This is a genomic window from Saccharicrinis sp. 156, from assembly GCF_050589685.1.
Taxonomy (GTDB): Bacteria; Bacteroidota; Bacteroidia; order Bacteroidales; family Marinilabiliaceae; genus Saccharicrinis.
The window spans coordinates 48,701-74,420 of the sequence record NZ_JBNGOS010000035.1 but is presented as its reverse complement, the minus strand read 5'-3'; the positions used below and the strand labels follow the sequence as shown (position 1 = coordinate 74,420).

General features: G+C 39.2%; 18 protein-coding genes. 6 read left to right on the top strand and 12 right to left on the bottom strand.

All coding sequences use genetic code 11. The annotated features are described in order from the left end of the window. Positions 1–390 precede the first annotated feature (390 nt). A complete protein-coding gene (locus tag ACRD64_RS19515; RefSeq protein ID WP_430935163.1) occupies positions 391–1,890 on the bottom strand; it encodes an acyl-CoA dehydrogenase family protein in 1,500 nt (499 codons plus the stop codon). Between the two features lie 460 nt (positions 1,891–2,350). Here ACRD64_RS19515 and ACRD64_RS19510 point away from each other — a divergent pair, with 460 nt between their 5' ends. From ACRD64_RS19510 to ACRD64_RS19495, 4 genes are read left to right on the top strand one after another with little or no spacing between them, the layout of a single operon-like run. Further along, positions 2,351–3,940 (top strand): tetrathionate reductase family octaheme c-type cytochrome, encoded by a 1,590-nt coding sequence (locus tag ACRD64_RS19510; RefSeq protein WP_430935161.1) that lies wholly within the window; start codon positions 2,351–2,353, stop codon positions 3,938–3,940. A 30-nt stretch (positions 3,941–3,970) separates the two neighbouring features. Further along, complete coding sequence (locus ACRD64_RS19505; RefSeq protein WP_430935159.1) at positions 3,971–4,648, top strand: cytochrome b/b6 domain-containing protein; 678 nt, start codon at positions 3,971–3,973, stop codon at positions 4,646–4,648. After that, a complete protein-coding gene (locus tag ACRD64_RS19500) occupies positions 4,641–5,171 on the top strand; it encodes a YeeE/YedE thiosulfate transporter family protein (protein WP_430935157.1) in 531 nt (176 codons plus the stop codon). Before ACRD64_RS19505 ends, ACRD64_RS19500 begins: the two co-directional genes overlap by 8 nt. A 2-nt stretch (positions 5,172–5,173) precedes the next feature. Further along, a complete protein-coding gene (locus tag ACRD64_RS19495) occupies positions 5,174–6,373 on the top strand; it encodes a YeeE/YedE thiosulfate transporter family protein (protein ID WP_430935155.1) in 1,200 nt (399 codons plus the stop codon). 83 nt (positions 6,374–6,456) lie between these two features. Here ACRD64_RS19495 and ACRD64_RS19490 read toward each other — a convergent pair whose 3' ends face one another. The 6 genes from ACRD64_RS19490 to ACRD64_RS19465 form a co-directional block, all read right to left on the bottom strand. Beyond that, positions 6,457–8,319: an alpha-amylase family protein gene (locus ACRD64_RS19490; protein ID WP_430935153.1), complete on the bottom strand. Its 1,863-nt coding sequence runs from the start codon at positions 8,317–8,319 to the stop codon at positions 6,457–6,459. A gap of 404 nt (positions 8,320–8,723) precedes the next feature. Next, positions 8,724–11,237 carry a TIM-barrel domain-containing protein gene (locus ACRD64_RS19485; RefSeq protein WP_430935151.1) on the bottom strand — a complete coding sequence of 838 codons (2,514 nt, stop codon included), beginning with the start codon at positions 11,235–11,237 and terminating at the stop codon, positions 8,724–8,726. Positions 11,238–11,581: 344 nt separating this feature from the next. Next, positions 11,582–12,004 carry a lipid-binding protein gene (locus tag ACRD64_RS19480; RefSeq protein WP_430935149.1) on the bottom strand — a complete coding sequence of 141 codons (423 nt, stop codon included), beginning with the start codon at positions 12,002–12,004 and terminating at the stop codon, positions 11,582–11,584. A 54-nt stretch (positions 12,005–12,058) separates the two neighbouring features. Further along, positions 12,059–12,793 carry a BT_2262 family domain-containing protein gene (locus ACRD64_RS19475; RefSeq protein WP_430935147.1) on the bottom strand — a complete coding sequence of 245 codons (735 nt, stop codon included), beginning with the start codon at positions 12,791–12,793 and terminating at the stop codon, positions 12,059–12,061. A gap of 18 nt (positions 12,794–12,811) precedes the next feature. Beyond that, on the bottom strand, positions 12,812–14,266 hold the full coding sequence (locus tag ACRD64_RS19470; protein WP_430935145.1) for a SusD/RagB family nutrient-binding outer membrane lipoprotein: 1,455 nt from the start codon (positions 14,264–14,266) through the stop codon (positions 12,812–12,814). A 9-nt stretch (positions 14,267–14,275) separates the two neighbouring features. Then, on the bottom strand, positions 14,276–17,437 hold the full coding sequence (locus ACRD64_RS19465) for a SusC/RagA family TonB-linked outer membrane protein (RefSeq protein ID WP_430935143.1): 3,162 nt from the start codon (positions 17,435–17,437) through the stop codon (positions 14,276–14,278). A 758-nt stretch (positions 17,438–18,195) separates the two neighbouring features. Between ACRD64_RS19465 and ACRD64_RS19460 the strand changes: the two genes are divergently transcribed. Then, positions 18,196–18,903, top strand: coding sequence for a hypothetical protein (locus tag ACRD64_RS19460; protein ID WP_430935141.1), 708 nt, complete (start codon positions 18,196–18,198; stop codon positions 18,901–18,903). A 94-nt stretch (positions 18,904–18,997) separates the two neighbouring features. Here the strand turns inward: ACRD64_RS19460 and ACRD64_RS19455 are convergent, their stop codons facing one another. The 5 genes from ACRD64_RS19455 to mce form a co-directional block, all read right to left on the bottom strand. Then, on the bottom strand, positions 18,998–20,248 hold the full coding sequence (locus ACRD64_RS19455; RefSeq protein WP_430935139.1) for a sodium ion-translocating decarboxylase subunit beta: 1,251 nt from the start codon (positions 20,246–20,248) through the stop codon (positions 18,998–19,000). 1 nt (position 20,249) lies between these two features. Further along, complete coding sequence (locus ACRD64_RS19450; protein WP_430935137.1) at positions 20,250–20,672, bottom strand: biotin/lipoyl-containing protein; 423 nt, start codon at positions 20,670–20,672, stop codon at positions 20,250–20,252. A gap of 5 nt (positions 20,673–20,677) precedes the next feature. Beyond that, positions 20,678–21,034 (bottom strand): OadG family protein, encoded by a 357-nt coding sequence (locus ACRD64_RS19445; RefSeq protein ID WP_430935135.1) that lies wholly within the window; start codon positions 21,032–21,034, stop codon positions 20,678–20,680. Between the two features lie 85 nt (positions 21,035–21,119). Then, complete coding sequence (locus ACRD64_RS19440) at positions 21,120–22,679, bottom strand: acyl-CoA carboxylase subunit beta (protein WP_430935133.1); 1,560 nt, start codon at positions 22,677–22,679, stop codon at positions 21,120–21,122. Positions 22,680–22,747: 68 nt separating this feature from the next. Further along, entirely contained in the window at positions 22,748–23,158 is a 411-nt protein-coding gene (gene mce / locus ACRD64_RS19435) for a methylmalonyl-CoA epimerase (RefSeq protein WP_430935131.1), read from the bottom strand. Between the two features lie 483 nt (positions 23,159–23,641). On the opposite strand from mce, the gene ACRD64_RS19430 reads away from it, so the two are divergent. After that, positions 23,642–25,678, top strand: a complete 2,037-nt coding sequence (locus ACRD64_RS19430) for a M3 family metallopeptidase (RefSeq protein WP_430935129.1) — start codon at positions 23,642–23,644, stop codon at positions 25,676–25,678. Positions 25,679–25,720 lie beyond the last annotated feature (42 nt).

The window sequence follows — 25,720 nt, the reverse complement described above, 5'->3', positions numbered from 1 at the left end:
AAGTCCGTCTGCGTATGTGTTTTTGTACCAATAGGTTCCCTTAAGTTAACGGCTATGGATTACTTTCGGGAGCATCGTTATGGTGCGTTGAAGCAGCGGAGTGTCCTGTTTTGAAACAATTTCAATGTGTAATAGATTTTCTAATGCATATTGCGGGTTTATATATTAGAAGCAAAACTAAACCGATCATAACAATAAATACTGTGCCATCGGCTGGCTTCTCACAACAAACCCTTTTCGACCATTCATCACACTATTGTTTCAATACGTCCATGAAAACTCCCCGCTCTGGTAAGGTAAAAAGCTTTCATTCCATGCACGGCACACCAAATGAGGATAAGCACAAAGCAAATCCTCTTTATTTAATCGTAAAATACAAAGTATATCTATCTATACAAGCGATAACCAGGTTCCCGACTCCTTATAATCTTCAATGGTTTTAATACTTGTTTCATATTTATATGAACTCACTAACATAGATACCTCATGTTTTAAGCTATCAATGCAGTTATTGATCAAATCACTTCGAAAACCATTGTTTTCCATATTTAAAACAAGATTTGCAGATACAACCCTACTGATTATCTTACCTAAATCGACATGTTTACGCTGACTAAGTTTAGGTTCCAAAATAAAGTTAAGTGCCGATTTAAAATGCCCTGCCACACCTTTTGTTAGGTCATAATCTTTTAAGAAAGCAGATAAATTAGTTGTTTTCTTCCGTATCATCAACTTATTAACCAACTCTGATATTTGTGTATATAACATATCATTAGAACCTTCAAATATTTGAAATGGTCTTGAGTCTATAATTCCCCGGGAACTCACACTTTCCGCCTTATATCCGTTGGCCCCTTTAAGTTGCGTTAGAATTTGAGCCGAAGACTGCATCAGGTCAGTCACATAAGCCTTCATGCTATTGGCCTCGATGGCGTCGGGTGACAGATTCTTTTCTACCCCTGCATGTGCTGCACTACGGGTGCACATGGCCGAACAAACCGTAAACGCACTTTGTATCTTATTGATCTGGTGTTGAACCTGATCCAGCTTAATTAGTGGTTTTCCGCCAACTACCCGATCTTTGCAATGTTGAATCGCGTCGTCTAGCATTCTTCTTATAAAACCCATACCCATGCCCGGGAATTGAAAACGGCTGCGATGCAAGAGATCCATCATCAAATTAAGTCCTGAAGATTCCGGACGTAACTTATAGCTTTCCGGTATAATTACATCTATCTTGTTTTTACCATAAGGAATAGGGTAAAGCCCAAGGTTATTGTAGTATTCTTCCACCTGTATATGTTGGTTGGGTTGCTGCACATCACAAATAAAAAAATCAATGTCACGGGCCAAATTGCCATAATCTAATTTCTTTCTTGAGGTAATCAACCAGTAGTCGGCCAAACCGGTTAACCCCTGCCAATGCTTGGTCCCTTTAAGGTGATAATTGGCCCCCTTCTGAACACAAGATGTTTGCATCCCTAAAGCATCACTGCCATAATCAGGTTCGGTTATCATTAATCCACCCATATTTTGCTGGGTCACAAACCGGTTAAAGACACTTTTTTTGGCCTCTTCTCCCGCATATTTTCCGACAGGTTCCAAGAACAAGGCAATATTAATTCCAAATGTCAACGAAAGAGGCAACGATTCGTACGAAGCTGCATCCATCATTCCCAAACACTCTTTCATCACCACGCCCCTACCTCCATATTCTTTGGGAACGCCAACCGACAATGGATTTTGCGCCATAATATCTCTTAGCACCAACGCCGGAAATCCCCTCTTTTGTATAAATTGTTCAATATTATCCCTTCGATAAAATACGTTTTTTAATGTTTCTTTAAAAGATTCTAAGTATTCCGAAAAAGGTTCCTTTCCTGTATTCATTAGATGTTTGTTTATGTTTTAAACTTATAAATTTAAAAACTGCAACGCCCTGAAAACCGTTGCAATTCCTAATCCCTCCACTGTATATCCTAATTATTAGCTTCAGCTCCACCCTTTCCGCTTGCATATAACTAGGATAACTAATACCCCTCAATTGGATAAATGTTCAATAAGCAGAAATATTTTAAACTTATTGCAACAATCGTCGAAGTCCATACCGTTCTGTTCTTTGTATTTTCATATCTTCGCTCCATCCGAATATTCCACACTACTAGCACCTTACCCCTTATTCTTAAACAGACTCAATATAAATTACACAAATCCACATATATCCCATTAAATATATCTATATAATTGTATACTTTTGAATGAATCTCACGTATCAGAATTAGAATTTGATCGTTACTTAATATTTCTTTAATTTCATCAAACCCATTCATTAGAAATAAATTAAGCGTCTATGAACAGAGTTATAATCTACGTAATTGTAATAACAGTAATTGTGCTCGTATCGGTGAATTTGATGCATCAACCAGAGCCTTTGAACCTGTCGCAATTCAAATTAAAGCAAGAGTATGCCACCAAGAAAAAGCCTTCTGTGGATCATACACAATTTGAAATTCTCAATCAAGAATTCGAAACACCACAAGATGTTACATTAGCTTGTTTACAGTGTCACAACAAAAGGCACGAAGAAATCATCCACTCCAGCCACTGGAACTGGGAAAGGGTAGCTTATGTAGAAGGAAAGGGCATTTCCAAGATTGGCAAAAAGAATGTGATCAACAATTTCTGTATTGGTTCAAACAGTAACGAGCAAGCTTGTGCCGCGTGTCACATTGGATTTGGGATGAACAGCAACACGTTCGATTTTAGTAATGCAAAAAACGTGGATTGCATGGTTTGTCACGATAACAGTGAAGAATACTTCAAAGGTGCGGCTATGGCAGGTTACCCGGACAGAAGCGTTAACCTTTCGAAGGTGGCGCAAAGCGTTGGGCGACCCAACAATGTGAATTGTGGCAGTTGTCACTTTTATAGTGGTGGTGGAAACAATGTTAAACATGGCGACCTGGAGGAAGCCTTATTGGCCTGCGACAGGAATGTGGATGTACATATGGCTCAAAATGGCATGGGTATGACCTGTGTTGACTGCCATGGTGATGAAAAACACAACATCAAAGGAAAACTATACTCAGTATCCTCTACCGATGTAAACAGGATGAACTGCGAAGAGTGCCACACATCCCGTCCCCACCTGGACGATATGCTAAACCGTCATGGCAACAAGATTGCTTGTCAAACTTGCCATATACCGACTTATGCAAAAGTAAACTCAACAAAAATGGCCTGGCGCTGGTCCGAATCCGGCAAAATGAAAGATGGACAACCCTATCACGAAGAAGATTCCTTAGGAAACCATACTTATCTTTCCATTAAAGGCGAGTTCGAATGGGGAAATAACGTAGAACCAGATTACTTCTGGTTTAATGGCCATGCACAGCATTACGTAATTGGAGACAAGATAGATACGATACCTGTTCAGGTAAACCGATTGTTAGGATCAGTAAATGATATTCATTCCAAGATATATCCTGTTAAAGTGCACAAAGGAGACCAGATATACGATCCGGAAACCCATATGCTGATTCAACCCAAGCTTTATTCTCCAGCTAAGGGAGATAGTGCCTTTTGGGTGGACTTTGACTGGAACCTTGCTGCCGAAGCAGGAATGAAACGCATGGGATTACCCTATAGCGGAAAATACGATTTTGTAGAAACCGAAATGTACTGGCCCATTAATCACATGGTTGCGCCTAAAGATCAAGCCCTGGCTTGCGTCGATTGTCACACAAGCCACAATGGGCGTCTGGCTTCACTGAACGGTTTTTATATGCCGGGACGGGATCGGAACAGATGGATCGATTTGATCGGTAACCTGTTATTCTGGGGATCGCTGATTGGGGTATCGTTTCATGCCTTGGCCCGATTGATTAATTCGTTTAGAAAAAACGAAATGGAAGCAGAGGAGATAAATATTGAAAATTAGACAGAGTTTTAAGATTTTAAAATAACCGATATGGCTAAAGTATATATATATAAAACATTTGAAAGGTTCTGGCACTGGAGCCAGGCTGCCTTGATATTTTTCCTGGCCTTAACAGGTTTTGAGATACATGATTCGTTTCAGTTGTTCGGGTTTGAAAAGGCCGTCTTGTTCCACCGTACCTCATCGTACCTGTTACTGGGACTTATCGTCTTTAGTATCTTCTGGCATTTTACTACAGGGGAATGGAAGCAGTATATTCCAACCTTTTCGAAGCTGCAAGCACAGATTCGCTATTACACAGTGGGCATGTTTAGAGGCGAGCCACACCCCACCATCAAATCGGCCCGCAAAAAGCTGAATCCACTGCAGGCCGTGGTATACCTTGGTTTTAAATTGGTGATGGCACCTATGGTCATACTATCCGGACTGTTATATATGTATTATAAATCGTTTGATGTAAACGACATAGTTGTGGCTCTAAATATCCCATTGGAATGGATCGCTGTTATCCACACTTTGGGAGCGTTCCTTTTAATGGCTTTTGTTGTAGTACACGTGTACATGACCACTACAGGCCATACCGTGACTGCCAACATTAAAGCAATGATCACGGGTTATGAAGACCTTGAAGACGCCGGCACGGCCGCAGCGAATGATGAATTAGCAAACGTAAAACTAAAATCGTCTAAAACCGAAGAAAATGAGTGAAGCACCAAAAAAATATATGAATCCGTATTTGGCCGGATTCTTTCTAGGATTTGTCCTCTTAGCGGCTATTTACATTACTGGTCGTGGACTTGGGGCCAGTGGAGCCTTTAAGAGCGTGGTGATGCAAACGGTAAACAGCGTTGCCCCCGAGCATGCCGATAACACCGCGTACTATGCCGATTATAATGAATCTCACCCCGAAGGCCCTATGAAATCGTGGTTGGTTTTTGAAGTATTGGGCGTTTTAATAGGCGCTTTTATTTCAGCTGTAGCTGCCAATAGAGTATCTCTTAAATTAGAGAAAGGACATGGGGTTAAAAACAGAACCCGAATAATAGCCGCAATTGCAGGTGGTGCTTTGTTTGGTTTTGGTAGCCAATTAGGACGTGGTTGCACATCTGGCTCTGCCCTTAGTGGAATGGCCGTCATGTCGTTTGGCGGTATCATTACTATGTTGGCCATTTTTGGGATGGCCTATATGACAGCGTATTTTTTTAGAGGTTTATGGATTAAAAAACAATAGTTATGGGACCGTTAGTACCAGATATTATAAGTGGTGAGTTTAATTATATTATTGCCCTGGTTATTGGAATCGGGTTTGGATTTGCGTTGGAGCAAGCTGGTTTTGCTTCCACAAAAAAATTGGTGGGCTTGTTTTACGGATACGATTTTACAGTCCTCAGAGTGTTCTTTACGGCAGGTATCACTGCCATGGTGGGTATCATTGTTTTAAACCACCTTAACCTTCTTGATGTTAGTATTATCTATATCAACCCTACCTTCCTTTATTCTGCATTAGTTGGCGGAGGAATTATGGGGCTAGGATTTATCATTGGTGGTTTTTGCCCGGGCACAAGTGCTTGTGCTGCTGCCACGGGCCGGGTGGACGGATGGGCTTTCTTGCTGGGTGGAACCATTGGTATTTTTATTTTTGGCGAAGGATTCCCGCTATGGAAAGATTTATATATAGCCGAAGACTGGGGGCCTGTTTTAATGTTTGAGCAGTTTGGCCTTACCCGTGAGGTATTTGGTGTAATTATGATATTAATTGCAGCTTTTGCCTTTGTCATCACTCAAATGATCGAGAATAGAATTAATGGCAAAGAAACCAAATGGTTTAAACCAGCTATCATTAAAAATTCTATCATCGTGGCAACACCTTTTCTGATTGTTCTAACGGTGATAATTACGCCCAACAGAACCGAGGTAATGAACACGCGTATTGATGAAAAAATTGCCGCAGGTGAGTGCAACCCTAAAATGATGGATGCCGATAAATTGGCCTATGAACTGACGAATCAATATTACAAATATAATGTGATTGACGTGCGTACACCAGAAGAATTTAAAGCCTTTCATATACCAACAGCAATCAATATTCCATTGGATGAAATGCCCAACCTTGAAAACCTGGATATTGTCATACAGAACATTAAAACCAATGTTTTTTATGGGGCCGATATTTACCAATCGCAACGTGCCTGCATGGTATCCAAATATTTTGGTAAATCGGATAATTTTGCACTGAATCTAACAGCGGACGAATTTAACAAACAATACTTTCAGCTTGCTGATGTTAGCGAAAGCAGTTCCAAGTCAGATGTGGAAATATTTACCTTTAGAAAAGAGGCTGGAGTTAAGATGAAGGAAATTGGAGAGGCCGTGGCCAACCTGGACAAACCTGTGCAGAAAAAAGCGACCCGTGTTAAAGGTGGATGTAGCTAGATTAGTTTAATAGTCATTGGTTCTTATGCATTAAACTCGGGGTGTGACTGACAGTCGCGCCCCGAATTGTTTTACCTCTGAAACTAACTCCATTTAAAAATAAACGATTGCAACGGAGCTATCTTTACCTTCAAAACCCCAATTCCTCCATTTATTGTTAATGTTGTTTTTTCTATTTGATACAATTGATCAATTGCAGCATACTCTCCATCCTTCAAATCCATCTTTCTTACCAGTTCTACGGGTAATTTTAATTCAAATTCGTAGCCTTCTTTAGTATTAAAATTAGATACGATGATAAGCTTTTCATCTTCTCTCCAACGAACACAGGAATAAACTTTGTTGGTATATCCTTTGGTTTCATTTCTGTTATATGCATGAATATCCGCATAGTCTCCCATTAAAGCATCACTTTGGGCTGTAAAAGTCATTAGTCTTTTATAGAAATCACGCAATTCTTTTTCGTCTTCACTTAACTGACCGCCATCGAATTTTCCGTTGTTCATCCAGCGCTGGTGATGTGGCACGCCAATATAATCGAAAATAGAAGTGCGGGAATGTGATCCAAAACCTGCATCCTCGGCTCCTGGCTCTCCCACTTCTTGCCCGAAATACAGCATGGTTGGCGACGTGCTTAGTGTAGCCGAAACCACCATGGCAGGCATTCCTTTGCGGGCATCTCCTGCAAATTCAGGGGAAGCGATACGTTGTTCGTCATGGTTCTCTAAAAAGTGAAGCATATGATGTTCAATATCAACCAACTTATGTTGGATTGGTGCAATATGATCCGTAGAACCATGCCCCTGCATAATGTGCTTTAGGGTATCGTATAAATCTACTTTGTCGTACAGGTAATCCATCTTACCTTTCAAAATATAGTCTCTATATAGTCCAGGTTGATAAACCTCTGCCAACAAGAAAGCATCGGTATTTTTCATTTTAACAGACGAATTCATAAAACTCCAAAACTCAACGGGAACCATCTCTGCCATGTCGTACCGGAAGCCATCCACTCCTTTATCTAACCAGAAGAACGCAATGTCTCTAAACTTGATCCAGGAATCAGGCAGTTCTTTACCTTGCCAAAACGTATAATGTTCCCGGTAATCTTTTGTCTCATAATTATCGGGTAAGACATCAAAATCAAAGGTTCCATCAGGCCTTACCCCGTAGTTCACCTTTACCGTTTCGTACCAATCGTAATGGCCGGGTTGTGCGAGTCGGGAACCGTTACCTGTCCATTTGGCCGGGTATTCTGCGAATTTTCCGTCAGCCAAAGCATGCTTTTCCCCTCCAAGCGGCTTATAACCCTCCATAGCTTCGGGTACCTTAAACGATTCGTTGGGAATGTAGTAGAAATTGTTTTTTTGGGCGTATTCAACAGATGTATTATCCTCCGCTCCAAAGTCTTTTATGCCGTCAGGATTATTTAGACTTTCATAGTGACGGGCCACGTGGTTGGGCACAATATCTATAATCACCTTCATGCCTTGTTTGTGGGTGCGCTCAATCAAAGCCTCAAATTCTTCCATGCGGTTGGACGGGTCAACAGCCATATCCGGGTCTACCTGGTAATAATCCTTTACGGCATAAGGCGAACCTGCCCGACCTTTCACCACATCCGGATCGTCATTGGAAATTCCGTAATCCGTGTAATCGGTAATGGTTGCATGGTGCGGAACACCAGTGTACCAGATATGGGTTACACCCAACTTCTTAATTTCGCCCAATGCCTTATCCGTAAAATCGTTGAATTTTCCCACACCATTTTGCTCAATGGTTCCCCAGGGCTTGTTGTTGGTGTTGGTGTTTCCGAACAAACGGGTGAATACCTGGTAAACCACGGCTTTTTTCTGCCTGGGCTCTAGTTGTTTTTGTTCATTTTTAGCTGTTGAACATGCAGCGATTAATGTTGCAATGATTGATATGTAAATTAGTTTTTTCATTATTACTTTAATTTTACCAAAGTGAATAGTTTTAGTTACTCTTTTCTATCTTTTAACACAACCTTTTTAAAGTGGCTAATCTAGCTAACAATCATTACAAGGCTTTACGTTAAAAAACGGAAAAATACGATTAATTACTAATCCGAATAAAGAGTTAAACCCTTTCAGGGTTCTGGATATAGAGGCTTAAGTTTCCACGGGTTTTACCCGTGATTATTCATAGTTTAACCCATTCGGGATTTCTAGTGTAACTTACCTTGTTTACAAAAAAAGAAAGCTCATGTAAATCAACCACGGAGTGGTTTTACCTTGAATAACCCTGGGTGAAACCCAGGTAACAAAGCCACTGTGAATCACTACCATGAATGGGTTGAACACTTTTTCTAGCTCTTGATTGACATTACTTACTTAATTTCAATTTCAACCTTATCACTCACCATATTAAAATCAGCAATTAATTCCTTGATTTCCGCATCCCATGAAAAATTCTTTATTTGATTATTAACCAGTAAACTCTTAGGTTCTGCTTCAACATTATGAACAACCAATGAAATATCCCTGCTTTCAGGTTTTTCTTTATAATCGTATGCCTCTCTTGTAATGGTTACAGCCACACCTCCTTTTGTATTTTCCGATTTAAAATGCAGTTTCTCAAATTGATGGTTCTTCCAACTGTTATTTGTTTTTCCGTCATCCTCGTACATAAAACCTGCTGACTGCATCAAACTTGAATCATAATAATAATGAAGAATCAATTTGTCCGTATGGTATTCTTCCATATTCTTAAACTCGGGAACCATGGGAATAAACGAACCTCCTTTAACAAACACAGGAATATCCTTTATATTCACTGGCACTGTCTTTCTTTTGCCACCTTCATACTTTTTTCCCGTGAAGAAATTGTACCAATTGCTTCCAGATGGGAAATTAACATTCCATTCCGTTACTCCTTTTTGGGTGACCGGAGCAACCAAAAAGTTTTCTCCCCACAAATAGGAATTCTTTTCTTCAATCCTATCGGTGTTGTCACCCAAATAAAACAATGGTCGCATAAGAGGCGTACCTTGAGTACTGTTTTGGTAGGCCATGGTATATAAATAGGGAGTTAATGCATAACGCAATTTTATATACCTACGGGTGATATTTTTAGTTTGCTTATCCCAAAAGATCGGTTCTGGTGGGACATCTTCCTGGGCGTGGGTTCTGTACACCGGCTGAAAAACGCCATATTGCAACCAACGGGTATATAGTTCCGCATCTTCGTAATCGCCTGCAAAGCCTCCCAAATCGGAGTGCATATATGCCAATCCCTGCATTCCCATTTGCAAAGAAACCTCAACCTGAGGTTGCAAACCTTCCCACGATCGGCTAACATCCCCCGACCATGGAATCATCCCGTAACGTTGCGAGCCCGCATAACCGGCACGCATCAATATCACAGGACGCCTATCCGGAAAATCCTTGCTAAATCCATCATAAACTGTTTTAGCCCACTCATGTCCATAGGCGTTATGCACCTCGTTAGCAGGACCATTAACATGCAGCAAGCTATCTGGGTGAACTTCAGGCTCACCTAAATCGCCCCACCAGCCATCAACGCCACTTACGGTGTGTTTTTTATAAATATGCCAAAACCACTTTTTTGTTTCAGGCTTAAAGATGTCGAGCAAAGCCGTGGTTCCAAAATAGAAATCGTAAATATATGGCTGCCCCAAGGAATCCGTTCCAAGAAGATTCTGTTCAGCACATTCCTGGTATTTCCCACTTTCCTTAAGAATAAACGGTTCGGTTATCAGAACTGTTTTTACCCCCTTATCCTTGATTTTTTTTAACATTTTTTCAGGCTCAGGAAAAGCTTTCTTATCCCACTCCAAATTTCCCATGTGGCCTTTCAGGTCGGGACCAAACCAATACAAATCCAACACAATTCCATCCAAAGGGAAATCTTGCTTAAGGTACTCTTCAACCACTTGTTCTACTTGCTTCTGATTTCGATACCCCATACGGGAGCTTATATTACCCAAAGCCCACCGAGGTGGCATAGGTTGACGCCCTGTTACTTCTGTATAGTTTTCTGTCAGCTCTTGCCAATCGTCTGAAGCTGTAAGCACATAACTCATCCTGCCACCTACTGTTTCAAACTGAAGGATACTTTCTTCCGTCTTACCCAAATCCAAATATCCATCTGCAGTGTTATCGAACAGCAGCATGTATTTATTCGAAGAAATAACAATGGGCAAGGAGTAGTACATTAGTTCGGCATGTGTGCCATAGCCATAGCTGGCCTGGTTATACAAGCGAAGCCTGTTGCCTCTGCGGTTCATACCCAACACACGTTCTCCTCCACCCATCAGTTTTTCCCCGGGCTGAAGCTTTATTCTAAATCCTTTTATAGAATCGTTAAATACCAATCCTTTCTCTTCAGAAAAAAGCAGCTTATCCTTTTGAAAGTAGGATAATTTTAAAGGACATTTTTGGATTTTTATGGTAATGCCCTCTGTTGAAAACATAACCTGTTTCCTATCCTCTTCGAAATTTGTATTGATATTTCCTTCGTCATAATCAATTAAGGCATATGATGCGGGATTCTTGTGTCCTTCGATTAAATATTCCACTTCTATGGAATGCTCAGAGAGCGGTTTAAGAAGAATATCGCTTTCATTTGTTTCCACAAGTAAACCATATGGGGTTAGTTCCACGTTTTCAACATGCCTTCCTTCGTGTGGGCATTGGCAACCGCTTAAAACTAAAATGGAGAGCAAAACAAATCCCCAGGTTATTTTTTGTAATACCGATTGTTTAATGAGTTTAGTGCTAAGTTCACCACGCTTCTTAGCACGATTCATTAATATCCCAACGTGAAGATCGGGACAGGCATCGGCATTATACCGAGCTTCATTATTAAAATGGTATAACATACAGTTTTATATTTATTTAAACTGATTGCAATTTCAAGGAATTTATATCATTTCGCAAAAAATATAAACATTATTTATCGTACAGCACTGTAGTTATGCAACTTACCATTAATCCTTTTCTTTTAAATATAGATAAAAAATGAAGCTTTTTATAAGATTTAGGATAGGGTCTAACCCATATAAACAAAAAACTCCGGGCACGACATAAAGCCATACCCGGAGTTTTCATTGCAAAGGGCAGACCCGACGGATCTGCCCCCACTCACACAACTAAACCTTTAATCTATGTGTCCCACCACAGCTTAGTTGTTTTGGGTTTAATAAAATTATTAGTACTGATCTATCTACCAACCTGTATACCTAGTACCTGCTGCATAGTAATCGTCTTCGTTAGATCCGTCTGTATTTGTCATAACAACATGGTAGATTATACTATCATTACCTATTACCATTGCTTCCGATATATCAATAGTCCCATCAAAGTGTCCAGCAACATCTGCTCCATCTGTAACGCTGAATGTTGTCTCCGAGTCCTTGTCTATTTTCACTTTAATACCATCATTCCAAATGTTTTCAATCCATATTTTATCCTCATCCATAGAAGTATTATAGACCTGAACTGTATATGGGCCATAACTATTTACTAAGTCTCCATTGTCATCTTCTAGATAGTAATTTACCACCCAGTCACCTGATAAGGTTTTAGCACCGGCATCTCCAGGTTCAAAATCTTCCTGGCAAGCAGTAAATGATACAGCAAATATCATTAATGTACCAAATATCTTTATATAATTTTTCATAATCAATTTCTTTTAATTATTCTACTCTTTCGGAGTAAATGTAACATGAAACTCTCTTCCTCCAGCATAAAGCGAAGTAAAGGTAACAATCCCAGTTGCTGGATCATAAACACCATCTTTGAAACCGGATAAAGTATCTCTCCATCCTGGACTATAACTTGCACTACTCCCTGATGTTATTGTATTATCAGCTTTTAATGCTACGAACCCATGTACAAAATAAGAACCGAAATCTTTGTATCCAAAACCATCGTAATAGTACGAGCCTAACATTCTATCTACATAAAAAACACCATCAGTAACCTTAGAAATACTTGCATCAAAACCTTCATTGTAGGTGTTACCAGTCGGTGTGCGATATACGGTAGCAGAATAATCACCACTTATATCTGTTGCAATAGAAGGATCAGAAACAATAATTGATTTCGTAGAAGAAGCTGAATAACCATCCGCATTAACCGCTGAATAATTTATCGGGTAGTATCCGGAAGCATCTGTATCTATAGAACCTGTTATTTCAGTTTCTCCCGATTTATCGGTCTCTCCTTCGAAAGCCGTATAATTCTGCGTTATATCATATGCAGTGCCTTTTTCGATAATAACCATATCATTCCCGAATTGATCCTTATCGTTTGCATCAGTAAAGCCGAATGTAACGTAATTTGTAATACGAGACATATCTTCTGTACTTGTATCTTTTTCACAACCCTGAAAAACCAAGGCCAATGAAAATAAACAAAATAATATCTTTTTCATATCTATAATTTTTCTGGATTAATTTTGATCCCACCAAACTTTATCTGTTAATTTAGCTTGCGTAGGCGCATTTTGATTTCTCGTAATGGCTACATCTGGATAAAAGAATCTCGTTAACCATACGTTCTCACCTAAATTATTCTCGTAAGGAAAGATTCTTTCACCTGGTGTATATGATGTTGGTGCTGCATCCACTTCTGCTGCTGATAAAGCTGAAATAACAGGATACTCGGTTCTCTTAGTTTCAAACCAAGACTCTATATGATTAACCATAGCTAAGCACGCCCATTTTTGCATGGCTATTTGTTTTCGAGTACCATCGAATTCGTACGGTTTACCTGCACCGTATAAATCTGAACCAGGAGTTGTAATCCCATGTAAAGCTAAACTTGCATCAATAGCAGCCTTATACGCTACCTCAGCTGCTGCTGCATCGCTATTATATCTTAATTCTGCTTCAGCTACAAATAGATATAACTCAGCCAAACTATACAAGTATGTAGGTGTAGTAGCCGTCATAATAGGAAAACTAAAATCTTCATTCTTAATTCCAAGGACAGTCTTTCCTGCAGGAACATTCCCATTATAGATGTCAGAACCTGTAGCTTTATTCCATATTTTACCAATACGCGGATCATTATTCGATAACATATATGATATAATATTAATAGTACCTACATGGTTTATTCCACCTAATCTATCCACTTCCGTATCATACCAAGAGTTACGTTTATTTTGCTCATCAGAATAAGAAGCAAATTGAACATCCTTTGTCATAAAACTATTCGCAGCTAACAAGGCCTGTATGTCAGCCGAATGATTATCAGAGGTTTCACTTTGACGCATAAATATTTTCAATTTCATGGCATTTGCAAAACCAATCCATTCCTTTATATTCCCTCCAAACAACATATCCGTAGAAGCGACTGTAGATGAATTTGTTACATCTGCCAAAGCAGCATCCAATTCTTCTACGATTCCATCGTACACGATTTTACCTTCTTCAAAATTAGGACTTAAAATATCTGTACCATTTAATGCCTCTGAATAAGGAGTCATATCAATCAAATCTACCAACAATTGCAACGTATAAGCCCGAAGGACAGTAGCAGCCAAGTAATTGCCAGGGTCATCCTGAGCCATAGCTGTCGTCCTGATATACTCCAAATCATTTAAAGCTCCGGCATACAACTCGGTATAAACGTTATCTAAAAAATCAGTTTTTAAGTTAAATTTATCCAAGTCGTTATATTGGTTAGCTTCGGGAGCTTGTGACCAATATTGTGCATAAAAACCACCTGTATTAAATAGCATTCCTCCAACTTGTACAGCAATCGAAGCCTCTGCAGCCGGAAGCACTAATTCCGTAGTAACTTCTGTTGGAACATTTGGATCATCATTTACGTCCAGATAATCTGAACAGCTTGAAATGATTCCTCCAATTAAAAATAATATTATTAATTTCTTCATCATTTACCTTTTTTAAAAGTTCAACTTCAAGTTAAAACCCCAACTGCGTGTTGTTGGATTCGCAGTAAACTCACCAAACTTACCAACTAAATCATTACCAAAAGTTGTTGTTTCTGGATCTATGAAAGTGTTTTCCTTAGGAGTATACAGTAACAAATTATTACCGTAAGCAGTTAGTGTGGCCCCGGTAATAGGTAAAGTCTCAAACCATTTTTTAGGCATATCGTATGTTAAAGCTACTCTTTTTAACTTCACAAATGATCTGTCAACCAACCACGTTTCATCAAGCTTATCCGCACCATCTGCAAAATAGTCATCCATATCTTCCTTTGAAATAGGTGTCGTATTTTCAACATAAGAGTATGTTCCATCACCATTGTCAATCTCGTTTACCGAATTTGGAACAATAAATGTATGACGGTCATTGTATGTAGTTTGTATTGCATTACCTGTAAAGTAGTTAATATCTGCGGTACGCGAATACATTAAACCTCCTTCACGAATATCTAAATCCATAGATAGGCTTACGTTCTTATAGCTAAAAGTATTAGTAATACCCATCGTAAAATCGTAATCCGCTCCTTCAATAACCTTCTTCTCGTCGGCTGCGATCGGTCTACCTGTGCCTGAATTTACAATAATTTGTCCTTCATCATTATACTTAGGAACTGTTACATCATATAAACCAATTGGAGATCCAACCTGTGCAACAAATCCAACCGTAGATAGTCCTCCGATACTAATTTTCTTACCCAATTCGTCGGGCAGGCTAACTAGTTCATTCTCATTTTTCGAGTAATTCACGGCAAGATACCATGAGAAATCTTTTGTTTCGACAGGGGTACCTTCAACCAATAATTCAATACCCTTATTGGAGATTTCTCCTAAATTAGTTGTCTGGCTTGTATATCCGGTAGAAGGAGCTAAACCTAAACTATAAATTTGATCCTCTGAAGTTTTGTCATAGTAAGCCACATCAAAACCAAATCTGTTGTTGAAAAACTTCATTTCCAAACCGAACTCAAATTCAGTTGATAATTCCGGTGCCAAAGCTTGATTACCTAGGGCATTACCTACTTCAAAAGCATTCTGCCCGGCTAACGGAAAATTCAAATTTCTAAAAGGATTATAAATGCTACTTGCATTAAAGTATGGATCCAATACATATGGATCTGCATCGTTACCTGTTTGTCCATAAGCCATTCTCACTTTACCATAACTTATTGCAGACTTAAAATTATCAGGAAGAATCTCGTTAAACAAGAAACTAATAGTTGCGCCAGGATAGAAGAAACTATTATTATCTTCAGGCAATGTAGAAGACCAGTCATTTCTTGCCGACAAAGACAAGAATAACATATTTCGGTATCCCAGTTCTAAGTTTCCTAAAAGACCTACAATCCTTCTTTTATAATAGTATTCATCTACAACCGGAGTGGACGAAGAGTTACTTAAATCGTAGAATCCAGGAATATCTAAACCTGTTACACTTGCAGAAACAGAACTGTAATTTCTTTCGTTGATGTTTAAACCTCCAGTAAAATCTAGCGTTAAATCTTCGAATTGTTTACTATAAGTAGCCAAGAAATCATGGTTGTACTGATGTCTTCTTTGCATACCCTTGTTTACGGTACCTTCTTGGTTTGTTGAAGAACCTGCATTTGGAGTACCTTCAGCTGCCTGAACCTCAGGTGTACCTATCTTTGTAACGTTATCAGATACGTCCAGACCAAAACGATATAATAAATTTATATCATCTGTTAATTCAACGTCAAACTGCATTTTACCAAATACCTTTTTCTGTTCAAAACTGGCCTCCATTTCATTAATCAGGTAATACGGATTTGTAATTCCATATGGCGTGTAGTAATAGTCTACAGAGTTAAACGGGTCGTTTTCGTAATCCGCAAGACCAATAATACTTATATCCCTCGGCGTTTGATACAATGAGTTAATAATGGTAAGCCCCTGACCTGTTTGAGCAAAATTATTATCTTGCTGTGAGTAATTGATATTAGAAGAAATGGTTAGCCTACCCATTTTGTGCGAACCGTTAAAAGCTGCAGTATACTTTCTATATGAATCTATGTCAGTAGGAACCAATCCATCTTGATCAATCATTGATAAAGAAGAATAATACGTTGTAGTTTCGTTACCTCCCGAAAGTGTAATAGAGTTGTTATACCTTTTCCCGTAATCAAAAAAGTCTCTCACATTATCCTCTTGTGCTTCAAAAGCTTTAAGTTTTTGCGAGTTGTTATAAACAGACCCCCAAAGCCTTTCTGAACCATCCAAACGAGGCCCCCAACTTCCATTTTCGTTTAAAGTATGGTGGGCATCCCAACCCATACCAAAATCGTTCTGAAATTCCGGTAACCTTAGTATATCTGAATATTCAACGGATGAGTTAAACGTTACCTGCGTTTTACCTTCACCTGATTTGGTAGTAATAATGATTACACCGTTTGCTGCACGCGAACCATACAATGCCGTTGCCGCTGCACCCTTCAGAATGGTTACTTCATCCACATCATCAGGGTTAACCAAGTTAGCTGCGTTACCAAAGTCGTAACCTCCATCCAGCGAAGAACTAGAACTCGAGTTATTGGTCATTGGAACACCGTTAATAACATATAATGGTTGGTTACTTCCCCCTAAAGAGGAAATACCCCTAATGATAACTGAATTAGAAGCTCCCGGATCACTTGAACTGGATGTAATCTGCACACCGGCTACTTTACCGGCAATACCTTCCATAATACTTGAACTTCTGGTTTTGGTTAATTCCTCCGAATCTACCGAAGTGGATGCATAACCAATTGATTTTTGGCTTCTTTTAATTCCCAAAGCTGTGACTACTACCTCATCGATATCCTCGGTATCCAATTCCATGGTTACATTAATAGTAGATTGTCCTGTAAAAGGAACTTCCTGCATTTTCATGCCAACGAAAGTAAACACGATGGCTGCTGCATCTTCTGGTACATTTAATGTATATGTACCGTCCGGACGGGAAATAGTCCCGATTGTTGTGCCCTTCACGACAATAGATACTCCAGGAATCGATTCACCAAAATTATCGACCACTTTTCCTGAAACAGCTTTTGTTTGGGCTGTCAAAGTCTCTAGTCCTATAAATAGAACCAGTGACAGAAATAATGCTAATTTCCGCATAAAACAAAAGGTTTAAATTAATAATTGTGTATTTATTAAAAAGACAATGCAATTTTTATGAACTACAGTATGCTAAATATAAAGCACACGATATTGCATAATCCGACACTTTCATTATGTCAGATTATTTTCCAGAGACAACAGAAAGCTGTCTTCTTATTTATAAAATTCCTGAGATTGTTTTTTGACTTCCATACGATTAAAGGTTTTTGTAATTAGTATTTTATTATGTGAGTTAAATTATCTACAAAAGCGGGGGAACACTAATAAATTGTAAATATATCGGCAAATATATAATTTAAATATAATATTTCATGAACACTTAAAAAACGCCGCGAATTAGAAATTGATTATTCCTCTGATTAATTCCATAATTCGCAAATGATTTCACTTATCAAACTTTTGAATTTAAATTGCATTAGTTTCATTGGTCAAACTTACATCTTTTATAATTATCTCCCTAACACCCCCTTATTTTGAGATAAACCGATTCATATTTTTTAATATATCACCTCTGCTTACCTCCAAAACAAAGCGCACTTCAAAAATGTTTTAATTTTTACTATTTTTTTTCAGTATGTCAACCAGAACGCACCAATCTAAACCACCTACAAATTTAAAAATATTTTTAAATTATGCAAATTTATATTTTTATTTGTTAATTTTTGTAATCGCTTTTTTCGAATTATTAACTTATTCGTTCACTATGAATAATCATTTTTAATACATTTGCTATTCAATCCATAAATACAAAACATATGAAAACAATTTACGTCACCCTACTTATACTCATTTTTACCCCCATCATATCTTATGGGCAAGGTGAGTCCCGGTCTGTATACAATTCAATGAGTTTTTTTGACTTCAACAATAAGGTTCGTTATTCTAAGATGATCAACGGAGAGCAGAACGCACTTTATTCAGGTAGTCCCTACATAACTAAATCGTTTAGACGGGGTTCACTAACCATGGAAGACGGCAGCACATTTACAGACCTACTTCTACGCTATAACAACTACAAAGATATTATGGAGATTAAAATTGACAGTGGCGAATTTGAACTATCCAAATCCTTCCCTATTAATTCCGTAACTATCAACGGCTTTAAATACAAAAGAAAGCAATGGATGAAAGATAATGTTATTCGGGAAGGATTCTTTGTTGTCTTATCTGATAAAAATGTTGGTCTATATCAAAAAAAAGTGGTGGTGCTTCAGGAAGCCAAAGTTGCCAAAGCATATCAGGAAGCCAAACTACCCAGTTTTAGGGAGAAAAAAGTTCGATACTATGCAAACAATACAAAAAGCAATATTTTGATTGAAGTGAGCAACAAAAAAAGACTCTTAAGTTTATTCTCCGATAAACAAACAGAAATCAAAAAGTATATGAAAGAAAACAAGGTTAAAGCCAACAATCCAAAAGATCTTACCAAGATATTAAATTATTACAACAGCCTTGTCAATTAAGGTTCAGCAACAAACCACAAGCAAATAAAAAAGACTGCCTCAAAGAAGCAGTCTTTTTTATTGATATATCTGTCTAGTTAACCTAGATGCTTTACTACAACAAAAAGCTGAGCATAATACCCGCTGCTACCGCAGAACCAATCACACCGGATACGTTTGGCGCCATGGCATGCATTAACAAGTGGTTGTTCGGGTCGGTTTTTAAACCTTCGTGCTGAACCACACGAGCCGAATCGGGCACTGCAGAAACTCCTGCCGCACCAATAAGCGGATTGATCTTATTATCTGTCTTCAGGAAGACATTTAACAGTCTGGCAAACAGCAAACCGCCAGCGGTGGCAACCATAAACGACAAAGCCCCTAATCCGAATATTTTTAACGAATCGGTGGTCAGGAAATAATCCGCTTGCGTTGAGGCACCTACAGTCAAACCTAACAAAATGGTTACAATATTAATCATAGAATTACGGGCTGTATCTGCCAATCTTTCCGTCACACCGGATTCTTTCAAAAGATTTCCGAAGAACAACATACCTAAAAGAGGCAATGCCGAAGGAGAAATAAAAGTGGTTAACAGCAATCCAATTAAAGGGAACAGTACTTTTTCTGTTTTTGAAACAGCGCGAGGCGGTTTCATCTTAATTGCTCGTTCCTTTTTCGGGATCATCAATCGCATGATTGGCGGTTGAATTACAGGTACCAACGCCATATATGAATACGCCGCTATCGCAATGGCCCCCATTAACTCTGGAGCTAATTTAGAAGACAAAAAGATCGCAGTAGGACCATCAGCCCCTCCAATTATACCAATAGCTCCCGCTTCCTGAGGCGTAAAACCCAATGCGGACGCACCCAGAAAGGTAGCAAAAATACCAATTTGTGCAGCAGCACCCAAAATCATCAATTTCGGATTGGAAATCAGCGACGAGAAGTCTGTCATTGCACCAATTCCCAGAAAAATTAAGGGGGGATAAACACCCTGTTTAACACCGAAGTACAGATAGTTCAGCACGGAACCTTCCTCATACAGTCCGATTTTATACCCCTCTACAAAAGGTATGTTACCCAACAAAATTCCAGTACCGATAGGGATAAGCAAAAGAGGTTCGTAATCAAATTTAATTGCGAGGAAGATAAAAAACAATCCCACAACTATCATGATAATATTACCCAATTGAACATTGGCAAAACCAGTGAATTCCCACATGGTTTGAAGTCCCTGAAGAGTGGACCCTTCCGTTTCCGCAGAAACAGTATTTAATTGAGCAAAAGCATCTGTCCCAAATACCATTTGAAGACAGAAAACCAAAGCCAGTATGGTAAAAATAGTCGCCGCTTTTCTCATGTTATTCAAATTCAATTAAAATGTCATTTTGAAGAACAGCATCTCCCAGCCCCACCTTGATTGATTTTACAACTCCATCTTTTTCTGCCAACACGTTATTTTCCATTTTCATGGCTTCCATCACAATCAGCACATCTCCTCTTTTGACAATGTCGCCCACGGCCACTTCGATTTTAAAGATATTACCGGGAAGAGGCGCTTTGACAGCACCTGCACCAGTAGCTTTTTGCGGAACTGCTCCTTCGCCCGGTTTGCGTTCCACTGGTTTCCGAACCAACTTAGGCGTCTTACTCTTTTTAACTTCCTGATGAACTTCTACTTCATAAGTAGTTCCGTTCACATTAATGGTAGCTACAGAATCTTCGAAATCCTGAATGTGCACATTATAACGGTTACCTGCTATAGTAAATTCGAATTTTTTCATTGCTTTTATCTTCTATTTTTTTCATATGTCACATTATTCATTCCATACAACTTCGAGTTCCATGGCGAATAACGTCTTCGCACTTGCTTAATAGTAATTACATTACTCTCCTCATCATGCATCTCGTTAAAAAATAGATGCAGGGCTGTAGCAATAGCGGCATTTGTTTCACCAGTAATATCCTGGTGCCCTGCTGCTAACTCAGCCTTACCTTTAATCCGCAGGCTTCTTTTTACGCTCCACCTAATTATTTTTGGAACCAACAAAAAGATACCTACCAAAAACAATAAGGCGGCAAATACGATCACCCATCCCAAAAGAGTAATGGTCCAGGTATCGCTGGTTACTTGTAAAAAATTCATCTCCATATTTTTTTGTGATTGTAAAGTGTCCGGTCATCAAAGGAACCTATAACCAAAGGTTACCGGTTCCTTATACGATTAACTGTTACAATGGAATATTACCGTGCTTTTTAGGAGGCAAGTTTAGCTTTTTGGTTTGCAAACTTTGTAAACCCCTGATGATACGGAAACGAGAGTTTCTCGGCTCAATAACATCATCGATATAACCATAGGCAGCCGCCTGATATGGGTTAGCAAACTTCTCAGTATACTCCGCTTCTTTTTCCGCAGCATACTTTGCCTTTTCTGCTGGGTCTTTGATTTTTGACATTGCCCTGCCTTCCAGAACCTCAATCGCACCTTTAGCACCCATTACCGCAATTTCGGCAGTTGGCCAGGCATAGTTCAGGTCACCGCGTAATTGCTTACAGCTCATCACATCGTGCGCCCCACCATAGGATTTACGCAAAGTAACCGTAATTTTAGGTACAGTGGCCTCACCATAAGCAAACATTAGTTTAGCACCGTGTGTTATGATACCTGCATACTCTTGCCCACTACCTGGTAAAAATCCGGGAACATCAACCAAAGTTAAAATTGGAATATTAAAGGCATCGCAAAAACGAACAAAACGAGCGGCTTTACGTGACGCATCGCAATCAAGCACTCCCGCAAGGAAACTTGGTTGGTTAGCCACAACACCAACCGACATGCCCCCCATGCGACAAAACCCTACTATAATATTTTTTGCATAGTTACGGTGTACCTCTAAAAACTCAGAATCATCCGACATGGCATAAATAACATCTTTCATGTCATATGGTTGATTCGGGTTATCCGGAATAATCTCGTTTAATGAGTCCACCATACGATCGATTGAATCTTTAGTCTCTACCATTGGTGGTTCCTCAAGGTTATTTTGAGGCATATACGAAAGAAGCTTTCTGATTAACAAAATACCTTCTTCCTCATTTTCTAACTGGAAGTGAGAAACACCTGATTTAGAAGCATGAACCGCGGCTCCTCCTAAATCTTCGGTGGTTATGTCCTCACCGGTTACAGTCTTAACCACCTTGGGCCCTGTCACGAACATGTAACTGGAATCCTCGGTCATCATGATAAAATCGGTCAGGGCAGGAGAATACACGGCACCACCTGCGCAAGGACCAAAAATAGCTGAGATTTGCGGAATAACACCCGAAGCTTCGATGTTACGCTGGAAAATCTCGGCATAGCCCGCCAATGAGGTTACCCCTTCCTGGATACGGGCACCACCACTATCGTTAATTCCAATAAGAGGAGCTCCGACCTTCATGGCCATATCCATGACTTTACATATTTTCTGTGCAAATGTCTCCGAGAGAGAACCGCCCAATACGGTAAAATCCTGGGCAAACAAATAAACTACCCTACCATCGATAGTACCATGACCTGTTACCACGCCATCCCCAAGAATTTTGTTTTTTTCCATTCCAAAATTCACACATCGGTGTGTCACAAACATATCGAACTCTTCGAAACTACCATCGTCCACAAGCGCTTCGATACGCTCACGGGCGGTCATCTTTCCTTTTGCATGCTGGCTGTCAATTCTTTTCTGACCACCACCTAATTTAGCCTCAGTTCTGAGGTCTATTAGTTTTTTTACTTTATCCTGACTTGACATGAAATATTGTTTGTAAATTCTTATACCAATCGGTATAAAACATTTAAATTCTATTATTAATAGCAGTTTTATTTAGAAGGATCTTCGCACAATTCAGTTAATACACCAAAAGTAGATTTTGGGTGCAAGAAACCTATATTCAACCCTTCGGCACCTTGACGTGGAGTTTTGTCAATTACCCTTACTCCTGCATCCTGAATAGATACTAGCTTTTCCGCCAGGTTCTCAACTGCAAAGGCAACATGATGAACACCCTCTCCTTTTTTCTCGATGAATTTGCCAACAGGACCTTCCGGATCCGTAGACTCCAACAACTCAATCTTTGTTTGTCCAACCATAAAAAAGGCAGTCTTCACTTTTTGTTCTGCTACTTCTTCAACAGCATAACACTCCAAACCAAATACTTTCTCGTAAAAAGGAATAGCCTCATCTAAACTCTTAACCGCGATTCCAATGTGCTCAATGTGCGATGGTTTCATATCTATTTATATTTAAAATTTATTGTATACTAAAATTTTGAGCCTCAAAAATAAAACTAAAAAATGACCTAATACACAATAAGTGCCTAAAAAAAGATTGTTTTACAACATAAATTAAGCTTGTGACCAGTTAACTATCAACATTTTAACACACACCAACTCATTAAACTTGTTGTTGTCCAAACAATTGCAGAATTTTTTCTTTATTTATACCTGCATAATCCAACACGGGTTTTATACGAATACCAACAATCAATTAGGGCTTGTGATTTAAAACATTCTCCATATATTTACTTTTAACCTGATACTCAAAACGCACCGTTCCTTCCTGTTTTAATTATTATGAAAAACATCATTATTATTAATACAGAAATTGCCTATTTTCGCCATCAAAACAGAAATAAATTAACCGTTATGCAAAAAATCACCTTTTTTCTAATACTCGCACTTATAATTATGGGTGCCTGTAAAACAGAGACCGCCATGAACACAAACCCATTGCTGGTAGCATATGATACGCCGTTTGAGATTGCGCCATTTGAGCAAATAAAACCAGCGCACTTTATGCCTGCGTATAACGCAGCTATCAAGGAGCAACAAGAGAACATCAAGGCCATTACGGAAAACACGGAAGAACCTACTTTTGCCAATACCGTTGAGGCACTAGAGTATAGCAATCCTCTATTGACCAGGGTAAGTAACGTGTTTTATAACATTAAAAGTGCTAACACCAACGATTCGTTAAATGCTATTGCAAAAGAAATAGCCCCGTTACTGTCTAAGCTAAACGACGATGTATTTTTAAACGAGACATTGTTTAAGCGCATCAAAACACTATACGACCAGAGGGAAAAGCTGGGATTAACGGGGGAAAAAGGCATGTTATTGGAGAAAAAATACCAGGCTTTTACACGTGGTGGAGCCAACCTTCCTGCAGAATCAAAAGACGAGTTCAGGAAAATTAACGAGGAACTTTCGTTACTTACCCTACAGTTTGGCGACAACGTGCTAAACGAAACCAACGATTATATGATGATTGTTGATAAGCAAGAGGACTTAGCCGGATTGGGCAAAGGACAAATTGACGCAGCAGCAAAAACAGCCCAGGATAACGGCCTCGAAGGCAAATGGGTATTTACCACCCAACGCCCAAGCATTACACCGTTCCTGCAATATTCTACAAACAGGTCTTTGAGAGAAAAACTGTTCAAAGCCTACATTAATAGAGGTGACAACAATAACAAATTCGACAACAAAGAGAACATCAAAAAAATAGTTTCACTTCGTGTTAAAAGGGCCAAATTACTTGGGTACGAAAACCATGCTGCTTTTATTTTAGAACAGAACATGGCCAAAACCCCTGAAACAGTTAACGACAAACTCGCTTTTTTAATGGAGAAATCGCTTAAAGTAGCCAAACAAGAGGTGGCCGACATGCAAAAGATGATCGATGCCGAAGGAGGCAACTTTAAATTGGAACCTTGGGACTGGTGGTACTATGCCGAGAAAGTAAAGAAGCAAAAGTACGATTTGGACGAAAACGAGATTAGACCATATTTTGAACTAAACAATGTGGTTGAGGGCATTTTTTATACTGCCAACAACCTATATGGTTTAAAATTTGAAAAAAGAACTGACCTGCCCACCCCTCATCCTGATGCTCTTTCGTTTGAAGTAAAGGAAGCAGACGATAGCCATGTAGGTATTTTATTTATGGATTTCCACCCTCGCGAAAGCAAAAGGGGCGGTGCCTGGATGGGTTCGTACCGCAAACAAGAAGTTAATAACGGAAAAAACATTACACCTATCATCACCATGGTATGCAATTTCACCAGCCCAACGGATGATACCCCCGCACTTTTAAGCTTCGACGAGGTTTCTACCTTGTTTCATGAGTTTGGACATGCATTGCACGGCTTACTCTCAAAATGTCAGTATTATAGTTTATCGGGAACATCGGTGCCCAGAGATTTTGTTGAACTTCCTTCGCAGGTAATGGAGCACTGGGCTGCTCAACCGGAACTGTTAAAAGTGTATGGAAAGCATTATAAAACAGGCGAAGTGATTTCTGATGAACTCATTTCAAAAATTCAGAAGAGCTCCAAGTTCAACCAGGGATTTATGACAACCGAATATTTGGCTGCCGCTATTTTAGATATGGATTACCATACTTTAACAGAGACATTAGATGCAGACCCTAATCATTTTGAGAAAGAATCTCTTGCTAAAATGAATTTGATACCTGAAATTGTAAGTCGTTACAGAAGCACCTATTTTAATCATATATTCTCGGGCGGCTATTCCGCCGGTTATTATGCTTACATTTGGTCTGCCATTTTGGATTCTGATGCTTTCCAGGCATTTAGGGAGAACGGTATATTCGATAGGGAGACTGCGAATAAGTTTAGAAAAAACGTGTTAGAGAAGGGTGGTACCGAAGACCCAATGGAATTATATAAAAGGTTTAGAGGTGCTGAGCCTGATGAAAAAGCGCTTTTAAATGACAGAGGTTTAATTTAACATCAAGACCGCCAGAAGTGTAGACAAATTCACAAGAAAGGC